Origin of the sequence: Pseudomonas fluvialis, assembly GCF_002234375.1 — a bacterium.
GTDB lineage: Bacteria > Pseudomonadota > Gammaproteobacteria > Pseudomonadales > Pseudomonadaceae > Aquipseudomonas > Aquipseudomonas fluvialis.
The window spans coordinates 87,413-103,195 of sequence record NZ_NMQV01000005.1 but is presented as its reverse complement, the minus strand read 5'-3'; the positions used below and the strand labels follow the sequence as shown (position 1 = coordinate 103,195).

The following is a 15,783-nucleotide window of genomic DNA, read 5'->3' as shown; positions in this document are numbered from 1 at the left end:
CCTTTTGGCTGTCGGATCTTTTTATGCCAGTGGGAAGGGGCTGATCCCCCTTCATCTTTCACCCGCTGCGTTGCCCGACGCAGCGGGTGTTTTTTTGTTCAGCCCTTGCAGCGGGCCAGTTCCGCCTGCAGTTCGGCCACCTGGGCTTCCAGTTGGCGCACGCGCTCCAGTGCCTCGACTTCGTCGGTGACGTCTTTCTGGATGCCGATGTAGTAGGTCAGCTGGTCGGCTTCGTTGACCACCGGGGTGATCGACAATTCATTCCAGAACGGTGTGCCGTCCTTGCGGTAGTTGCGGATGATCTGCCGGCACGGGCGATGTTCACGAACCGCTTCGCGAATGGCTTGCAGGGCAGGTTGCTGGCGGTCGCCAGCCTGCAGGAAACGGCAATCCTGGTAGAGGATGTCGTCGACGCTGTAGCCGGTCAGGCGCTCGAACGCCGGGTTGGCGTAGATCAGGATGTTGTCTTCGCCCTCTTGCTCGGCGACCACGATGCCATCGTTGGAGGCGTTGATTACCAGTTGCAGCAGCTTGGCGTTGATCATCGAAGGGACTTCCCGGTTCAGGTTGGCGGCATTCTAAGATAACGCCGCACTTTGCGGCATAATCCTGCGCATTTCCAAGTATGACGGAGTCTTCATGAAAGTAGCGATTGTCTCGGGAACGGTCTACGGCACGGCCGAGGAAGTGGCTCGCCACGCACAGGCGCGCCTGCAGGCGGCAGGCTTCGAGGCCTGGCACCAGCCGCGTGTGCAGCGCGCCGAGCTGGAGGCCTTTGCCCCGCAGGCCTTGCTGGTGGTGACCGCTACCACGGGCATGGGCGAGCTGCCGGACAATCTGCAGGCGCTGTATGCCAGCCTGCGCGATCAGCCACCGGCCTGGTACGGCCTGCCGGCGGCGGTACTGGCGCTGGGGGATTCCAGTTATGGCGACAGCTTCTGTGCCGCCGGCGAGCAGGTGCGTGAGTTGTATGCCGACATTGGCCTGCGCGAGGTATTGCCGATGCTGCGTCTGGATGCCAGCGAAACGGTGACCCCGGAGCTGGACGCCGAGCCCTGGCTGGATCAGTTGGCGGGCGCCTTGCGCGGCTGAGGCACGGGCTGTCATCCTCGCCGAAAACAACAACAAGAGGCGGCGCATCATGTCTGCATCCCTGCAGTTTCCCAGCTTGAAGAATCAGGTTAGCCGCGAGGAGTGGCAGGCGCGTATCGACCTGGCGGCCTGTTACCGGCTGATTGCCCTGTACGGCTGGGACGACCTGATCTTCACCCACATCTCGGCCAAGGTGCCTGGTACCGAGGACTTCCTGATCAACCCCTACGGGCTGATGTTCCACGAAATCACTGCCTCCAGCCTGGTCAAGGTCGACCTGGCCGGCAACAAGCTGATGGACAGCCCGTTCGACATCAATCCGGCCGGCTACACCATCCACAGCGCGGTGCATGAAGCGCGTAGCGACGTCGGTTGCGTGCTGCACATCCACACGCCGGCCGGTATCGCCGTGTCGGTGCAGAAGCAGGGCTTGCTGCCGCTGTCGCAGCAGTCACTGTTCGTGCTGGCCAGCCTGGCCTACCACGGTTATGAAGGCGTGGCGCTGCACCACGACGAGAAGGCCCGCCTGCAGGCTGACCTGGGCGACAAGCATTTCATGATCCTCCCCAACCACGGTCTGCTCACCGCCTTCGCCAGCATCGCCGATGCCTTCCTCGGCATGTTTACCCTGCAGCGCGCCTGTGAGATCCAGGTGATGGCGCAAAGTGGTGGTGGTGAGCTGATCCACATCCCGCAGGCGATTCTCGACGGTGCGGCGGGGATGATCGCCGGGGTGATGAAAAGCCCGCAGGGCATGGGCGGTGCGCTGCCCTGGCCGGCGCTGTTGCGCAAGCTCGACGCACAGATGCCGGGCTACGACCAGTGAGCGGCCTGCCGGGCATCGCCCTGGCCGACTGGCAGGCGCAGGGGCACGATTTACTCTGGCACGGCCAGCGCATCCGCTACTGGACGGCGGGCGAGGGCGAGCCGCTGTTGCTGATCCACGGCTTCCCCACGGCCAGCTGGGACTGGCACCTGTTGTGGCAGCCGCTGGCGCAGCGTTACCGGGTGATTGCCTGCGACATGCTCGGCTTCGGCTACTCGGCCAAGCCGCGTGGCCATGCCTACAGCCTGCTGGAGCAGGCCGATGTACAGCAGGCGTTGTTGGCGCAGCTGGCGGTCGATCAGCCCGTGCATGTGCTGGCCCACGACTACGGTGACAGCGTGGCCCAGGAGTTGCTGGCGCGGCATCAGCAAGGAACGGCCCGCCTGGCCAGCTGCGTGTTCCTGAATGGCGGCCTGTTTCCGGAAACCCATCGCCCGCTGCTTATGCAGAAGCTGTTGCTCGGTCCGCTGGGGCCGCTGCTCGGCCGGCTGTTTTCGCCTGCCGCGCTGGCGCAGAACCTCACCCGCATATTCGGGCCGCACACGCCGCCCAGCCCAGCCGAGCTGGAGGCGTTCTGGACGCTGATCGCGCATAACGACGGCACTCGGGTGATGCACCGGCTGATGGGCTACATGCCCGAGCGACGGCTGCACCGCCAGCGCTGGGTGACGGCCATGCAGCAGGCCGGTGTGCCGCTGCGGGTCATCGATGGTGCGGCCGATCCGATCTCCGGGGCGCACATGGTGCGGCGTTACCGCGAACTGCTGGCCGAGCCCGACTGCGTGCTGCTGGACGGGATCGGCCACTACCCGCAACTCGAGGCTGCGCCGCGGGTGCTGGAACATTACCTGGCATTTCGTCAGGCACTGGCCGGGGCGGGCCAGGCCACCACTCAAGAGGACTGATCATGCAACGTCGACACCTGCTTGGCCTGCTCGGCGTGGCCGGCCTCGGCACCGCCGCTACCGGTTACTGGCGCCTGCCCCTGGCGGCGGCGCCGGCCGCCCTGACCCTGCCGGCCGCCATGCAACTGCTCGAGCGCCTGGCGCAGGCCAGTCTGCACAGCGTGGCGGGTTGGCCGCCGGCCATGGTGTTCAACCATTGCGCACAGAGCGTGGACTATTCGATCGATGGTTATCCCCAGCTCAAGCCCGCCTGGTTCCGCCACACGGCTGGGCCGCTGGCCTTCAGTGTGTTTGCCGCGCGTGGTGCGATGCGCCATCCACTTGACGAGGCGATTCCCGGTGCGCCGGAGCTGAACGAGCCTGGCGAAGTGCGTGTGGCGCTGGCGCGCCTGCAACTGGCCTTTGCGCGTTTTGCCGCGCATCGTGGCCGCCTGGCGGCGCACTTTGCCTATGGCGAGCTGAGTCATGACGAGTATGCCCTGGCCCACGTGCTGCACCTGTACAACCATCTGGCGCTGCTGCGCGCCAATGGGCAGCCCATAGCCTGACCTTATCGCCGTGCATTCAGCGCCGAGCGCCTTGCTTGCCGGAGCGTTGCGCGCTGCGCACACTGGCCATCCATAGCTAAGCCGAACGGGAGGGTCTGTGATGAGTGATACCGTGCGTTTTGACGACAAAGTGGTAATTGTCACCGGTGCCGGCGGCGGCCTGGGGCGCGCCCATGCCCTGCTGTTTGCCCAGCTGGGCGCCAAGGTAGTGGTCAACGACCTGGGTGGCAGTACCCATGGCGAGGGCGCCAATGCCTCGGCGGCCGACCGGGTGGTGGCGGAGATCCGCGAGGCCGGTGGCAGCGCGGTGGCCAACCATGACTCGGTGACCGATGGCGAGAAAATCGTCCAGCAGGCCATGGACAGCTTCGGGCGCATCGACGTGGTGGTGAACAACGCCGGCATCCTGCGTGACAAGTCCTTCCACAAGATGGAAGACACCGACTGGGAGCTGGTCTACAAGGTCCACGTCGAAGGCGCCTACAAGGTCACCCGCGCGGCCTGGGAACACCTGCGCGAGCAGCAGTATGGCCGGGTGATCTTCACCTCCTCGACCTCCGGCATCTACGGCAACTTCGGCCAGAGCAACTACGGCATGGCCAAGCTGGGCCTGTATGGCCTGACCCGCACCCTGGCCATCGAGGGCCGCAAGAGCAATATCCTGGTCAACGCCATCGCGCCTACCGGCGGCACGCGCATGACCGAGGGGCTGATTCCGCCGCAGGTGTTCGAGCAGCTCAAGCCCGAACTGGTCAGTCCGCTGGTGGTGTTCCTGGCCAGTCAGGCGTGCCAGGAAACCGGCAGCTTGTTTGAAGTCGGCGGTGGCTGGATGGGCAAGGTGCGCTGGGAACGCAGCCTGGGCGTGGGTTTCGATCCGCGCGCTGGCTTCAGTCCGCAAGACGTGGCGGACAACTTCGCGCAGATCTGTGACTTCGCGGGGGCGGCCCATCCGAAGGACAACATCGAGGCCATGAAGGAAATGCTTGCCAACCTGCAGCGCTTTGCCGGCTGATCCGGCTTTTCCCGCAGACACGACAAGGCCGGCTTTCGCCGGCCTTGTCGTGTGCGCCCCAGGCTTCAGCGTGCCTGCAGCTTGAAATTGTCGTCCGAGGGTTCCTTTGTATAGGCGCCCTGGTCCTGCACCAGCTTCTGGGTGCCGTTCATCAGGGTACCGATGCGGCTATCGCTGGTCCTGGCCGAGGCGGCCTGGTTGCTGGTGCCGCTGATCAGCGGCGGGTTGAAGCTGAACGACCACAGGTAGTGCCAGACCGCCGCGTTGTGCTTCTCGGTCAGCTGGGTGGAACCGAAGTACCAGGGCTTGAGCTCGCTGAAGGCGGTCATGTTCATCAGCCCGCTGTTGCTGTCGCCGATGAAACCGGTGCTGCTGGCCCCGGAGGAGCGGTAGGCTTCGAAGATCACACCCTTGCTCTTGAGTTCACTGACGTAGCTGCGGCAGACCTCGCCGACCCACTTATTACCCAGGTAACTCTTGGCCTGGTTGGAGTAGAAAGGGTCGAGCAGGGCTACCCGTTTGGGCAGCAATTTGCTGTTCATGCTGCCGGCGCTGACCGCATCGCTGATCTTCTTGGTGATCACGATGGCCATCTGATTGCCCAGCGAATGACCGACCAGGCGGATATTGCTGCCGCTGTAGCCAGCCAGGTTGTCGCGATAGCTGCGAAACAGCAGTTCACCCGCCGAGATATTCGGGCCGGCACTGTACACGCCGCTGCTGTTGCGCCAGCGCATGGCGCGTGGGCCGCTGGCGGTCCAGATCTTCGCCTCGGCGTCCTTCACCTCGCCCTCGTCGGCGAACTGGTTCCAGTAGAGGATGCCGACGTTGTAGCCGGCGGCCAGCCAGGCATAGGCCAGGTCGAGATCCGGGCCGCCGGCGTCCTTGCGGTTGAAGGTCTCGCGGTTCTTCTTCTGCGTCGAACCGTTCTGCCAGCCATGCACATAGATCAGCGTGGGCTTGCTGGCGTTGTAGTAGGCATTGCTCTGGCCGGGCACGGCCTTTTGCCAGGTGTCGCCATAGCCGAACCAGTACAGCCCATGATCAAGGTTGTTGAAGGTCGAGTCGGGAAACACGCCGGTGGCGGCCTGGGCCAGTCCGCACAGGCAGAGCAGGCAGGAAAGCAGCAGTTGCCGCATGGTGAACCCTTTTTTGTTGTTGTTTGGGGTGGGCACAGCCTACGCCGGCCTGGAACAGCGACCATCGCCCAGATGGGGGAAGGGTGACTGGCTGCCGGTGAGCTGCCACCTATACTCAGCGCATGAAGCCCCGGAGAGCGTGAAGATGTTCAGGCAGATGCAGTCGAGCGGCGCGCAGGCGCTACATCTGGTGCAGGATCCGCGCAGCGGCCTGCAGGCGATCATCGCTGTGCAGCCGGGGCAGCGGGGGCCGGCGCTGGCGGGTTGCAGCTACCTGCCCTGGGAGGATGAATACCAGGCGTTGCAGCGCACGCTGCAACGTGCACGCAGCATGAGCTACCGTACTGCCCTGGCTGGCCTGCCGTTTTCCGGCGGGCATGCCTGGTTGCGCCGGCCCGCGCATGTGCGTAGCCGCGCCGAGCTCTTCGAAGCCTTTGGCCGTGTGCTGGATGAACTATCCGGGCGGGTGGTAGGCATCGCCGATGAAGGCAGTTCATGCGCCGACATGGACTGCCTGGCGCAATACACGCGTTATGTCGGCGGCATCTCGGCGCAGGGTGAGCCGGCCCTGCACGGTGCGCTGGGTGTGTTCGCCGCTATTCGTGCCACGGCCATGGCACGCCTGGGCAGTGACGACCTGAGTGGCTTGCGCGTAGCCGTGCATGGCCTCGACGACCTCGGCTGGGCGTTGGCCGCACAGCTGGCAGCCGCTGGCGTGGAACTGCTGGTCAGCGATGCGGATGCGGGGCGCCTGGAACTGGCGCAAGACGAGCTGGGTGCGCGGGTGCTGGAGAGCGAGGTGTTGCTGGCCAGCCCCTGTGACCTGCTGGTGCCTTGCAGCGGGCAGGGCCTGCTGGACAGTCGGCGCGTCGCTGGCCTGCGCTGCGCGGCAGTGGCTGGTGCGGTCGATGGCTTGCTGGCCGCTCCCGAGCTGGCCGAGGAATTGGCAGCGCGTGGCATCCTGCTGGCCCCGGATTTCGTCATCAACATCGGTGCGCTCCTGCATACCGCCCTGCATTACCTGGGGGAGCCGGCCAGCCGACTGACCGCCGAACTGGCGCAGATCGGACTACGCTTGACCGACATCTACGCCCAGGCACAGGCACACAACTGTTCGCCAACGCGCATTGCCGTGGCGCGTGCCGAGGCGCTGCTGCACGGCGCGGCGCAGCAATAGGCCGTTAAACAACGTCGCGTGTTGTGCAACGCCCTATTGAGTGTCGCGCCATACCCGGCCCGCCTTACCCAGGTGGGTAATCGGCTCAGCGCCTACCCGGCGCTTGGCCCTTGCCGTGGGAGGTGTCGTTATGCCCTTCGTGCAACCGCAGGTCCCTCTGACCCGCTATCTGCAAGCCGATGGCCAGCCGCTGGGCGAGCTGCCGGCCTGCGCCGAGAATACCGAGCAACTGCGCGTGCTGTACCGGCAGATGTTGCTGACCCGTCTGTTCGACCAGAAAGCCGTGGCGCTGCAGCGCACCGGGCGTATCGGCACCTATGCGCCAACCCTCGGCCAGGAGGCGATTGGCGTGGTACTGGGCAGCCTGATGCACGCCGAGGATGTGCTGGTGCCCTATTACCGGGATACCGCCGTGCAGTTGCTGCGCGGGGTGCGCATGGAGGAAATCCTCCTCTACTGGGGCGGTGACGAACGTGGCAGCGCCTATGCCGACCCGGCGGTGGCCGAGGATTTTCCGCCCTGCGTGCCGATTGCCACCCAGGCCCTGCATGCCTGTGGCGTGGCCTCGGCATTTCGTATCCGCGGCCAGGCCCGGGTCGCGGTGACCACCTGCGGCGACGGGGCGACCAGCAAGGGCGATTTTCTCGAAGCACTCAACGTGGCCGGTGCCTGGCAGTTGCCGGTGGTATTCGTGGTCAACAACAACCAGTGGGCCATTTCGGTGCCGCGCCATTTGCAGTGCGCGGCTGCCACGCTGGCGCAAAAGGCCCTGGGCGCGGGGATTCCCGGTGAGCAGGTGGATGGCAACGATGTGCTGGCCCTCCACGAGTGCCTGGGCCGTGCCCTGCAGCGTGCCCGCCAGGGCAAGGGCCCGAGCCTGGTGGAGTGCCTCAGTTACCGCCTGGGCGATCACACCACTGCCGACGATGCCAGCCGTTACCGCGACAGTGCGCAGGTGCGCCAGGCCTGGGAGGCCGAGCCGCTGCGCCGCCTGCAGCGTTTTCTGGCCGCGCGGGGGGCCTGGGACGAGGCGCACGAACAGGCCTGCGTGGCCGACTGCCAGGCGCGTATCGAGGCGGCGGTGGCACGTTTCGACGCCATCACCGCGCCCAGCCCGGAAAGTCTCTTCGAACACGTCTATGCACGCTGGCCGGCGGCTCTGGCCGAGCAGCGCGATGCCTGGCGCGAGCGCATGGCGCAGCGTCCCGCCGGAGGGCCTGTCGATGAATGACACGACGCGTTACAGCCTGCTGGAAGCGGTCAACCTGGCGCTGCACCGCGCCATGCGTGACGACCCCGAGGTGCTGGTGCTGGGCGAGGATGTTGGCGTCAATGGCGGGGTGTTCCGCGCCACCGCCGGTCTGCGCGAGGCCTTTGGTGCGCGGCGGGTGATCGACAGCCCGCTGGCCGAGACCATGCTCGCCGGGGTTGCCGTGGGTATGGCGGCGCAGGGGCTGCGGCCGGTGCTGGAAATCCAGTTCCTCGGTTTCATCTATGCGGCCATGGAACACCTGATTTCGCACGCCAGTCGCCTGCGCAATCGCACCCGCGGGCGCTTGAGTTGCCCGCTGGTAGTACGCAGCCCGATGGGCGCGGGGATTCGTGCGCCGGAACATCACAGCGAAGCGGTGGAGGCGCTGTTTGCGCATATTCCCGGGCTACGCGTGGTGGTGCCGTCCTCGCCGGCACGCGCCTATGGGCTGCTGCTGGCGGCCATCGATGACCCGGACCCGGTGCTGTTTCTCGAACCCACCCGGCTGTACCGGATGAACCCGCAGCCGTTGTCTGACGATGGCCGGCGCCTGCCGCTGGACAGCTGTTTCACCCTGCGCGAGGGCAGCGACCTGACCCTGCTCAGCTGGGGCGCGAGCATCCACGAATGTCTGCAGGCCAGCCGGCAGCTGGCCGAGCAGGGGGTATCCGTGGAGTTGCTCGATGTGGCCTGCCTCAAGCCGCTGGATATGGCCAGCCTGGAAGCCTCGGTACGCAAGACCGGGCGTTGCCTGATCGTCCAGGAAGCGCCGCAGAGCGCCGGCCTGGGCGCGGAAATAGCCGCCAGCCTGTATGAGCGTTGTTTCCTCGACCTGCAGGCACCGATCCAGCGCCTGGCCGCGGCGGATATCCCACCGCCGCTGTATCGCCTGGAACCGCTGTACATGCACAGCGTGGCGGACATCGTCGCGGCTTGCCGCCAACTGCTCGCGCAGCCCTGAACGAACCCCGGGAGGCTACCGATGAAATATTTCAAACTGCCCGACCTGGGCGAAGGCCTGCAGGAAGCGGAGATCGTCGCCTGGCATGTACAGGCGGGCGATCAGGTACAGGCCGATCAGTTGCTGGTGTCAGTGGAGACCGCCAAGGCGATTGTCGATATTCCCGCGCCCTATGCCGGCGAAGTGCTGCAGACCTTTGGTGCGCCCGGCGACATCCTGCATGTCGGCGAGCCGCTGCTGGCCTACCAGGGCGAAGGCGAGGCGGCCACCGTGGTTGGCAACCTGCAGGGCGGCGACAGCCAGCAGAGCGATGACTTCTGTATTGGTGCTGCCGCGAGCAGCCGCGCCTTTGCCGCGCCACGCGCCACGCCGGCAGTACGCCAGCTGGCGCGGCAGCTCGGCGTGGCCCTGGAGGGGCTGAGCGGCAGCGGTACGGATGGGCTGATCAGTCGTGCCGATGTCGAAGCGGCGGCGCAACAGCAGGCGGCGTTTGCCGGTGAGCGGCTACGCGGAGTACGGCGCAGCATGGCGCTGAACATGGTGCGTTCGCATGCCGAAGTGGTGCCGGTCACCCTGTTTGGCGATGCCGACCTGCAGCAGTGGGGGCAGGCACGTGATCCGCTGGTGCGTCTGGCCCAGGCGATCGCCCACGCCTGCCAGGTCGAGCCGCTGCTCAACAGTTGGTTCGACGGGCGCACGCTGAGCCTGCGCCAGCATGCCCAGCTTGATCTGGGGATCGCCGTGGATACCCCGGACGGGCTGTTCGTGCCGGTGTTGCGCGATGTCGGCCGACGCAGCGCCGCCGACCTGCGCGAGGGGATCGCACGCCTGCGGGCCGATGTGCAGGCCCGCAGCATTCCGCCGCAGGAAATGCAGGGTGCCACGCTGACCCTGTCCAATTTCGGCACGCTGTTCGGTCGCTACGCCAATCCGGTGGTGCTGCCGCCGCAGGTGGCGATCGTCGGCGCCGGGGGGATCCGTGATGAAGTGGTGGCCTGCGCCGGGCGTGCCGAGGTGCATGCCGTGCTGCCGCTATCGTTGACCTTTGATCACCGGGTGGCTACCGGCGGCGAGGCGGCACGCTTTCTGCGTGCGCTGGTCGAGCATTTGCAGCAGGCGCAGGCTGATCGAGGTGATAACTGAGTGCATTAGTCGGATAAACTGTCCGCGCTGAGGAAGTTTCTTGACCTCACGCATGGCCGGCGACCTGGCCAGGGGTGATCCTAACCCTGCGACAGCCTGTCGCTGGCCGGCCGCTCGCGCCGCCTCATTCGTACCTGGTTGGAATTGCGATGCAGATTATCGATAAACGCAAAGCCCTGATGATCCCGCCCTTGCTGCGCCTGGGTTTCCGTCCTTTTTTCCTGCTCGGCAGCGTGCTGGCGCTGCTCGCCGTACCGTTGTGGATACTTGGCCTGTTCGGCCACCTGGGTAGCCTGCAGCCGAGTGGTGGCTGGCTGGCCTGGCACCGCCACGAACTGGTGTTCGGTTTTGCCGGTGCGATCATTGCCGGTTTCCTGCTCACCGCCGGGCAAACCTGGACCGGCCAGGCCGCGCCCAGCGGCCGTCCGCTGCTGTTGCTGGTGCTGGTGTGGCTGGCGGCACGCCTGGCCTGGTTGCCGCTGGTGCCCGGCGCGCTGCTGGTACTGCTGAATGTCGGCTTCTTCGTGCTGGTCGCGCTGACCCTGGGGCGCATGCTCTGGGCGGTGCGCCAGACGCGCAACTATCCCATCGTGGTGGTCCTGCTGCTGCTGGCCTTGGCCGACGCGGTCAATCTGCTGGGTGTCTGGCAGGCCAATGATGCCTGGCAGCGCCAGGGGGCGCTCGGCGCGGTGTGGCTGGTGGCGGCGCTGATGGGGCTGATCGGTGGCCGGGTGATTCCCTTCTTTACCCAGCGTGGCCTGGGCCGTGTGCAGCAGGTAGCGGCCTGGCCGAAACTGGACTGGGCGTTGTTGCTGGGCAGCCTGCTGGTGGCCGTACTGCATGTCAGTGGTGTGGCTTTGCAGGCCAGTTGGCTGGTGGCGGTAGTGTTCCTGGCGCTCGGCGTAGGGCATGCCATTCGCCTGGTGCGTTGGTTCGACCCAGGCCTGCTTCGCGTGCCGCTGTTGTGGTCGCTGCACTTGGCCTATGCCTGGCTGGTGCTGGCCTGCTTGGGCATGGCGCTGTGGCATGCCGGGCTGCTCGGCAATGCCAGCCCGCCCCTGCACGCGCTGACCGTGGGCAGCATGGCCGGGCTGATTCTGGCCATGCTGGCGCGGGTCAGCCTGGGCCATACCGGGCGGCCACTGGTACTGCCACGCGGCATGGCGGCGGGGTTCATCCTGCTCAACGTGGCGGCGCTGGTGCGCGTGTTGCTGGTCGAGGTATGGCCGGCGCTCAGCCTGTGGCTGGCCATGCTCTGCTGGGCCGCGGCGCTGCTGATCTATCTGGGCCTGTATGCGCCGATGTTGTGTCGGCCACGGGTGGACGGCCATCCAGGCTGACGGCGAACGGGGAGGGCGGGCATGTTGTTCTGGTTGATCAAGAGCGTTCACCTGCTGGCCGCCATCGCCTTCTTCGGCACGCTGTTCTATCAGCTGCTGATCATGCCGGCGGCCTTGCGGGGGCTGTCCGATACGCAGCGCCAGACCGCGGAGCTGGCCCTGGCGGCACGCACCCGGCAGTTGCTGCATTGGGTGGTCGGCCTGCTGTATGGCGCCGGCTTCTACCTGGCCTGGCACTACCGCAGCCTGCTGGGAGCAGCCCCCGAGGTGCTGGCGGGGTTGCTGCTGTGGCTGAAGATTGGCCTGGCGCTGAGCATCGTCGTTCACTATGGCGCGCTGGCCTGGCTGCGCCGCAGCGGGCAGATGACTGCGCGCCGCGAGGCACGGCTGCTGTATGCCGTGCTGGCGCAGATGGTGCTGATTGTCTTGCTGGCCAAGGGATTGTTCGTGTTTGCCTGAGCGGCCCTGCCGACAATGACCCAGATCAAGGTGGCGTGCAGTTGCAGGCTTGCTTATGACGGGCGATTCAGCGACGGCAACTAGCTGTTGTAGGGCGCGGTCAGCGCCTAGGCTGTAGTCCATGAGGGCTGTTCGCCCATCCTTTCGCCAGTCAGGGGTCTGTCTCATGGAATTTGCCTACAGCAGCAAAGTGGAAGCCTTGCGTCGCCAGCTGCGCGACTTCATGGATGCGCACATCGTGCCGCGCATCGGCCAGTGGCATCAGGAGGTGCAGGCCGGGCAGTACCCGGTGTCGTTCATGGACGACCTCAAGGCGCTGGCGCGTGCCGAGGGACTGTGGAATTTGTTCTTGCCGTCACTGCATGACGATGAGCCGGGCACTCGCCTGAGCAACCTGGAATATGCGCCGCTGGCGGAAATCATGGGGCGTGTCAGCTGGGCCTCGGAAGTCTTCAACTGCAATGCCCCGGACACCGGCAACATGGAGCTGCTGCACATGTTTGCCAGCCCCGAGCAGCGTGAGCGCTGGCTGGTGCCGCTGCTCAATGGCGAGATCCGCTCGGCCTTTGCCATGACCGAGCCGGACGTGCCCTCTTCGGATGCCGCGAACATCCAGACGCTGATCCGCCGCGACGGTGACGATTACGTCATTAACGGCCGCAAGTGGTTCATCACCAATGCCTCGCACCCCAACTGCAAGGTGCTGATCGTGATGGGCAAGACCGACCCGGACGGCGAGGCACACCGTCAGCAGAGCATGATCCTGGTGCCGTTCGATACGCCGGGGGTGCAACTGCTGCGCAATATCCCGGTACTCAACCACCTGTCGCCGGAAGGTCACAGCGAACTGCTGCTCAAGGACGTGCGCGTGCCGGCCAGCAATTTGCTGGGCCGCGAAGGCGATGGTTTCATGATGGCCCAGGCGCGCCTGGGGCCGGGACGCATCCACCACTGCATGCGTTCGATCGGCATGGCCGAGCTGGCCCTGGAGCTGATGCTCGAACGTTGCCAGGAACGCAAGACCTTCGGTCGTTACCTCAGCCAGTACAGCAATATCAGCGACTGGATCGCCGAGTCGCGTATCGAGATCGAGCAGGCCCGCCTGCTGGTGCTCAAGGCCGCCTGGATGATCGATGCGGTGGGGGCCAAGGCGGCGCGCAAGGAAATCGCCATGATCAAGGCCATCGTGCCGCGCATGCATGCGCGGGTGGTTGACCGGGCCATGCAGGTATTTGGTGCCATGGGCCTGACACCGGACACTCCGCTGGCTGATCTGTATGTGTTCGGCCGTTCGTTGCGCTTTGCCGACGGCCCGGACGAAGTGCACCTGCGCAGCATTGCGCGCATGGAACTCAAGGACAGTGCCGAGCGACTGGGCAGTGCGGCTGCCTACCTGACGCCGCCGCACTATTGAGGGCAACATGACCCGCAGCTCGCAGGAGCGGGCCGCGGGTCATGCGCGTGCGGGCTGTGCTGATCAGCTGCGCAGGAAGAGGATGTCGTTCTCCAGGTGGATGTGCTGCAGCAGGTCGTTGCGCAGTTCATCCAGCCCGCGGTACAGCGCCCGCCAGGTATTGCAGGCGCCCGCGGGTGGTTGCATGTCGTTGGTCAGCGTGCTCAGTTCGGCCAGCGCGTCGCCGTGCTGGTCATGCTCGAAGCGCATCACCGAGATCGGCCCGCCGGCCATCCTGCCCGCACCCTGCAGCAGCATGGGGAAGAGAATCTGCTCTTCCTTCATCATGTGGCTCTCCAGTGCTTCGCGCATTTCATGCAGAAAATCGGTCAGGCCATGTGGGCAGTCGCCGCTGGCCGCGTGTACCTGCTCGACACGGCTGGCCAGGCGGATCAGTTCCTCGAACTGCTGGCGATGGCGGGCGTGGTAGCGGGTCAGCAGGTGGTCGATCAGCGCCGGCGTGGCGGTGGCCTGCCAGTCCTGGTCGCTACCCGGCTGCTGGCTGAGGGCCTGCAGCGCCTCAAGCAGCTGTTCGCGGTTCAGGCCGGGCTGCTGGCAGGCCTGCTCCAGGGTGTGCTGGCCGCCACAGCAGAAATCCAGCTGATGTTCACGGAACAGGCGCGTCGCGCCGGGGATCTGGCTGGCCAACTGGCCCAGGGTTTGTTGCAGCAACTGTTCGCGCATCGCGCAGCCCTCGTAGGTGACGGACAAGAACGTTGTCCATCGCAAGGACTGTGCCGTGTAAGGCCTGGCCCAGAGCGGCTGCGCCTTGCCGGGAAGCGGCTTGATGGCGATCAAGGTGGTGTCGCGCGGAGCAGGTCTAATCTACCCGGCATTGATCGGGTGATGGATACCTGTCGCAGTGGAATTGACCTTGTTGCAAAGTGCCTTGCTGGCCGACCTGACGGGTGAACTGAACATGCCGGTGCGCCTGCAGCGTCTGCTGGTCAGCCTGCAGGTGGCCTATGCCTGTGATGCGCTGGCGCTGCTGCGCCTGGATGGTGAGTGCCTATGCCCGCAGGCGCTGGTGGGCCTGCCCCACGAGGTGCATGGCCGGCGGCTGCGCCTGGATGAGCAGCCCCGCCTGGCGGCGCTGCTGGCACAGCGTGAGGCGCTGCTGTTCGCGGCGGATTGCCCCTGGCCGGACCCCTTCGATGGTCTGCTGCATGCGGATGCCGCCGGTTTGCCACCGACCGTGCATGACTGCCTGGGCATCAGCCTGTACCTGGATGGGCGCCTGTGGGGCGTGCTGACCCTGGACAGCCGGCGCGCCGGCACGTTCGACGAGCGCGCCCGCCAGCGCCTGCAGCGGGATGCCCTGCTGGTCGAGGTGGCCCTGCGCGTGTCCCGCCTGGAGCGTGAGGCGCGCAGCCTGCGCCAGGCCCGTAGCCTGCCGGCGTTACGCGAGCCGCACGGCGAGGATGGCGTCATCCTGGGCCAGCATCCGCCGCTGCTGGCCTTGCTCGATGAGCTGGCGGTGGTGGCGGCTGCCGATCTGCCGGTGTTGCTGCAGGGCGAAACCGGGGTCGGCAAGGAATTGTTTGCGCGCTGGCTGCATGCCCACTCGCCGCGGGCCGGACAACCGCTGATCCATGTCAATTGCGCCGCCTTGCCGGAAAGCCTGGTGGAAAGCGAGCTGTTCGGACATAGCCGTGGCGCCTTTTCCGGTGCCGGGCAGGAGCGCGCCGGGCGCTTCGAAGCGGCGCACGGCGGCACCCTACTGCTCGACGAGGTGGGTGAACTGCCGCTGAACGTGCAGGCCAAGCTGCTGCGCGCCCTGCAGAATGGCGAAATCCAGCGGCTGGGCGAGGATCGGCCACGTCATGTGGATGTGCGGGTGATTGCCGCCAGCAACCGCCAGCTGCATGACGAGGTGCGCGAGCAGCGCTTTCGCGCTGACCTCTACCATCGTCTCTCGGCCTACCCGGTGCACATTCCGCCGCTGCGCGAGCGTGGCCAGGACATTCTGCTGCTGGCTGGGCATTTTCTCGAACTCAACCGGGCGCGCCTGGGTCTGCGTGGCCTGAGCCTGTCGACGGCGGCCGAGCAGGCGTTGTTGGCACACGCCTGGCCAGGCAATGTCCGCGAGCTGGAGCATGTGATCAGTCGGGCGGCGCTCAAGGCGCTCAGTCAGGCCGCATCGCGCAGTGCCTTGCTGTGTATCGAGGCGCCCTGGCTGGGCCTGGATGGCGGCCAGTCGCGCCTGCCAGCGGCCGTACCGGCGCTGCCCGAGGCCCGTGCGCTGCCGTTGGCTGCGCTGCGTGAACAGGTTGATGAGTGCCAGCGCCAGGCCATTCGTGCTGCCCTGCAGGCACATCCCGGCAACTGGGCGGCGGCCGCGCGCCTGTTGCAACTGGACCCGAGCAATTTGCGCAAACTGGCGCGGCGCCTCGGGGTGCAGGCGGTGTAGGCTTGACCTCGATCAATCGTTGCCGCCGTTTACCTCCGAGGGGGTATGGGCGTGCTCCGGCCAGCC

General features: G+C 66.1%; 16 protein-coding genes. 13 read left to right on the top strand and 3 right to left on the bottom strand.

The genetic code is table 11. From position 1 onward, the window contains the following. Nucleotides 1-98: 98 nt before the first annotated feature. Nucleotides 99-545: a PAS domain-containing protein gene (locus CFY91_RS04065; RefSeq protein ID WP_093985069.1), complete on the bottom strand. Its 447-nt coding sequence runs from the start codon at nucleotides 543-545 to the stop codon at nucleotides 99-101. A 94-nt stretch (nucleotides 546-639) separates the two neighbouring features. On the opposite strand from CFY91_RS04065, the gene CFY91_RS04060 reads away from it, so the two are divergent. The 5 genes from CFY91_RS04060 to CFY91_RS04040 all read left to right on the top strand — a co-directional run bounded on the left by CFY91_RS04060 (nucleotide 640) and on the right by CFY91_RS04040 (nucleotide 4,383). Continuing rightward, nucleotides 640-1,092, top strand: coding sequence for a flavodoxin (locus CFY91_RS04060; RefSeq protein WP_093985068.1), 453 nt, complete (start codon nucleotides 640-642; stop codon nucleotides 1,090-1,092). Between the two features lie 49 nt (nucleotides 1,093-1,141). After that, the gene (locus tag CFY91_RS04055) at nucleotides 1,142-1,918 is read left to right on the top strand and encodes a class II aldolase/adducin family protein (RefSeq protein ID WP_093985067.1); all 777 of its coding nucleotides are present in this window, start codon (nucleotides 1,142-1,144) and stop codon (nucleotides 1,916-1,918) included. Then, nucleotides 1,915-2,823 (top strand): alpha/beta fold hydrolase, encoded by a 909-nt coding sequence (locus CFY91_RS04050; RefSeq protein ID WP_093985066.1) that lies wholly within the window; start codon nucleotides 1,915-1,917, stop codon nucleotides 2,821-2,823. Before CFY91_RS04055 ends, CFY91_RS04050 begins: the two co-directional genes overlap by 4 nt. A 2-nt stretch (nucleotides 2,824-2,825) precedes the next feature. Then, nucleotides 2,826-3,371 (top strand): DUF1569 domain-containing protein, encoded by a 546-nt coding sequence (locus CFY91_RS04045; protein ID WP_093985065.1) that lies wholly within the window; start codon nucleotides 2,826-2,828, stop codon nucleotides 3,369-3,371. Between the two features lie 100 nt (nucleotides 3,372-3,471). Beyond that, entirely contained in the window at nucleotides 3,472-4,383 is a 912-nt protein-coding gene (locus CFY91_RS04040) for an SDR family oxidoreductase (protein ID WP_093985064.1), read from the top strand. A 65-nt stretch (nucleotides 4,384-4,448) separates the two neighbouring features. Here the strand turns inward: CFY91_RS04040 and CFY91_RS04035 are convergent, their stop codons facing one another. Continuing rightward, nucleotides 4,449-5,522, bottom strand: a complete 1,074-nt coding sequence (locus CFY91_RS04035; protein WP_133063668.1) for an alpha/beta hydrolase family protein — start codon at nucleotides 5,520-5,522, stop codon at nucleotides 4,449-4,451. A 145-nt stretch (nucleotides 5,523-5,667) separates the two neighbouring features. Here CFY91_RS04035 and CFY91_RS04030 point away from each other — a divergent pair, with 145 nt between their 5' ends. From CFY91_RS04030 to CFY91_RS04000, 7 genes are all read left to right on the top strand, one after another. Next, complete coding sequence (locus tag CFY91_RS04030; protein ID WP_093985062.1) at nucleotides 5,668-6,699, top strand: Glu/Leu/Phe/Val dehydrogenase dimerization domain-containing protein; 1,032 nt, start codon at nucleotides 5,668-5,670, stop codon at nucleotides 6,697-6,699. Between the two features lie 130 nt (nucleotides 6,700-6,829). Further along, nucleotides 6,830-7,930 carry a pyruvate dehydrogenase (acetyl-transferring) E1 component subunit alpha gene (pdhA, locus tag CFY91_RS04025; RefSeq protein ID WP_093985061.1) on the top strand — a complete coding sequence of 367 codons (1,101 nt, stop codon included), beginning with the start codon at nucleotides 6,830-6,832 and terminating at the stop codon, nucleotides 7,928-7,930. Beyond that, nucleotides 7,923-8,912, top strand: a complete 990-nt coding sequence (locus tag CFY91_RS04020; RefSeq protein ID WP_093985060.1) for an alpha-ketoacid dehydrogenase subunit beta — start codon at nucleotides 7,923-7,925, stop codon at nucleotides 8,910-8,912. The genes pdhA and CFY91_RS04020 overlap by 8 nt, the downstream gene beginning before the upstream one ends. Before the next feature lie 21 nt (nucleotides 8,913-8,933). Next, nucleotides 8,934-10,055 (top strand): dihydrolipoamide acetyltransferase family protein, encoded by a 1,122-nt coding sequence (locus tag CFY91_RS04015; protein ID WP_093985059.1) that lies wholly within the window; start codon nucleotides 8,934-8,936, stop codon nucleotides 10,053-10,055. 149 nt (nucleotides 10,056-10,204) lie between these two features. Then, a complete protein-coding gene (locus tag CFY91_RS04010) occupies nucleotides 10,205-11,395 on the top strand; it encodes an NnrS family protein (RefSeq protein ID WP_093985058.1) in 1,191 nt (396 codons plus the stop codon). 21 nt (nucleotides 11,396-11,416) lie between these two features. After that, nucleotides 11,417-11,854, top strand: a complete 438-nt coding sequence (locus CFY91_RS04005; RefSeq protein ID WP_093985057.1) for a hypothetical protein — start codon at nucleotides 11,417-11,419, stop codon at nucleotides 11,852-11,854. Between the two features lie 166 nt (nucleotides 11,855-12,020). Next, complete coding sequence (locus CFY91_RS04000) at nucleotides 12,021-13,268, top strand: acyl-CoA dehydrogenase family protein (RefSeq protein ID WP_093985056.1); 1,248 nt, start codon at nucleotides 12,021-12,023, stop codon at nucleotides 13,266-13,268. Between the two features lie 63 nt (nucleotides 13,269-13,331). On the opposite strand, the gene ytfE is transcribed toward CFY91_RS04000, so the two are convergent. Continuing rightward, nucleotides 13,332-13,991 (bottom strand): iron-sulfur cluster repair protein YtfE, encoded by a 660-nt coding sequence (gene ytfE / locus CFY91_RS03995; protein ID WP_093985055.1) that lies wholly within the window; start codon nucleotides 13,989-13,991, stop codon nucleotides 13,332-13,334. Nucleotides 13,992-14,181: 190 nt separating this feature from the next. Here ytfE and norR point away from each other — a divergent pair, with 190 nt between their 5' ends. Next, nucleotides 14,182-15,717 (top strand): nitric oxide reductase transcriptional regulator NorR, encoded by a 1,536-nt coding sequence (norR, locus tag CFY91_RS03990; RefSeq protein ID WP_093985224.1) that lies wholly within the window; start codon nucleotides 14,182-14,184, stop codon nucleotides 15,715-15,717. Nucleotides 15,718-15,783: the final 66 nt, after the last annotated feature.